Here is a 1,618-nt window from a genome sequence, read left to right on the forward strand (position 1 = left end):
ACGCGCAGGCCGGCGGCGTCGATGCCGGCGACGCGTTTCGCCGGCACGGCCGCGACCTTGTCCTCGTCGGAGAGCACGCGGCGGGCCAGGTCGGGCGGCAGCAGATCGCCGCCGCGCGGCAGCCGGATCGGCTCGTCGCCGACGACCTGGGTGTACTGGTTCTGCCCGTTGTCCCAGACGAACTGGCTGCCCGGCACGGCGTAGGTGTCGCGCTCGCCGACGCCGGTGATCTCGTCGACCCGCCAGTGCTCCGGGGCCACGTACCAGGACCGCAGCCGCGTGGTGCCGCCGAGCAGCGACGTCACCTCCGACAGGTTGGGCAGCTCCGGCAGTCCGAGGGAGCCGGTGCTCTCCGCATAACCCTGGTACGGCAGGTTTATCGAGGCCAGCACCCGTGCGCGCAGCGCGGCCGGGGCCATGGTCGCGGAGGCCGGCAGCGCGGTCAGCGCCACGGGCGCGGCGACCAGGACGGCCGCCACCGCGGCCACGAGCGCCCAGCGCCACCGGGTCGTCGACACGCCCACCACCTTCCCCGTCATCCCTTTCTACGCCTGCGGAGGCCCGTTCGGTTGTGATCGAAGTCTTACGGAGTGGGGCAGGTCACGTTTCCCAACGCCCGCGCCACCGTTTCGGGTGATTCGTCGGGTCGAATTGGGAAGATCAAATATCTTTCTACCTGCCGAATCACGTTTTTATCGCGACACGATAGACAACCGATATCCCTTGCTGGCGGTCATCCTCGTGCTTACGTTGTCGCCGGGCCGGAGTCTCGGCCCGCGGTACCGATCCGGTGAGCGCCTCGCTCCGTCCGGAAACCGGATCGGCTCACGTTGTCGCGTGAAGGGAACCGCAGGACGGAGGGCGCTTGTGCGCGAGGCGAGGCGGGAGAGGCAACGATGTCTCATCGTCGAGTGAATCGGCGGATCGCCGTGGGTTCCGCAGCGGGAATCGCGGCACTGGTTTTGACGGTCGGACCGGCGGCGGGATTTGCCGCCGCGGATTCCGGCATCGACTGGGACTCGGTCGCGCACTGCGAGAGCGGCGGCAACTGGGGCGCCAACACCGGCAACGGCTACCTCGGCGGGCTCCAGTTCTCGCCGGGCACGTGGCAGGCCAACGGCGGCCACGGCTCGCCGAGCCAGGCCACCCGCGAGGAGCAGATCCGGGTCGCCGAGAACGTGGTGCGCTCCCAGGGAGCCGGCGCGTGGCCGAACTGCGTCCGCGGCGGCGGCGCACGGCACTCCGCGCCGGTCCGCAGTGGACCCGTTGCCCCGGCGGCGAAAGCCCTGCCGGACTCGGTCGACAACCCGGTCGGCGACTACACGATCCAGGCCGGTGACACGCTCAGCGGCATCGCCGACCGGCTCCACGTCGAGGGCGGCTGGCAGCGCCTCGTGGAGCTGAATCCGGCCGCGCTGCTCAACCCGGACCTGATCTTCCCGGGCGCGCGCATCGTCACGAAGTAACCGCAGGACGGCACGCCGCCCGATTGTTCTGTCGGGCGGCGTGCCGGCGGATCTATTGTCGGGTCATGGATCTTCGCCAGCGGTTCGAGACGCTCCCCACCGCGCACATGGCCGACGCCTGCGTCCGTGCCCCCCTTCCGGTGCGCTGCCTG

1 protein-coding gene and 1 pseudogene are annotated in these 1,618 nt (G+C 70.5%); one reads left to right on the forward strand and one right to left on the reverse strand.

The window, feature by feature from the left end; translation table 11 throughout:
- A pseudogene (locus KUTG_RS62350) lies at nucleotides 1-518 on the reverse strand (hypothetical protein); the annotation flags it as partial.
- Between the two features lie 393 nt (nucleotides 519-911).
- Here KUTG_RS62350 and KUTG_RS43760 point away from each other — a divergent pair.
- Nucleotides 912-1,466, forward strand: a complete 555-nt coding sequence (locus KUTG_RS43760) for a transglycosylase family protein (protein ID WP_369794583.1) — start codon at nucleotides 912-914, stop codon at nucleotides 1,464-1,466.
- Nucleotides 1,467-1,618 lie beyond the last annotated feature (152 nt).

This window comes from Kutzneria sp. 744, assembly GCF_000568255.1.
Taxonomy (GTDB): domain Bacteria; phylum Actinomycetota; class Actinomycetes; order Mycobacteriales; family Pseudonocardiaceae; genus Kutzneria.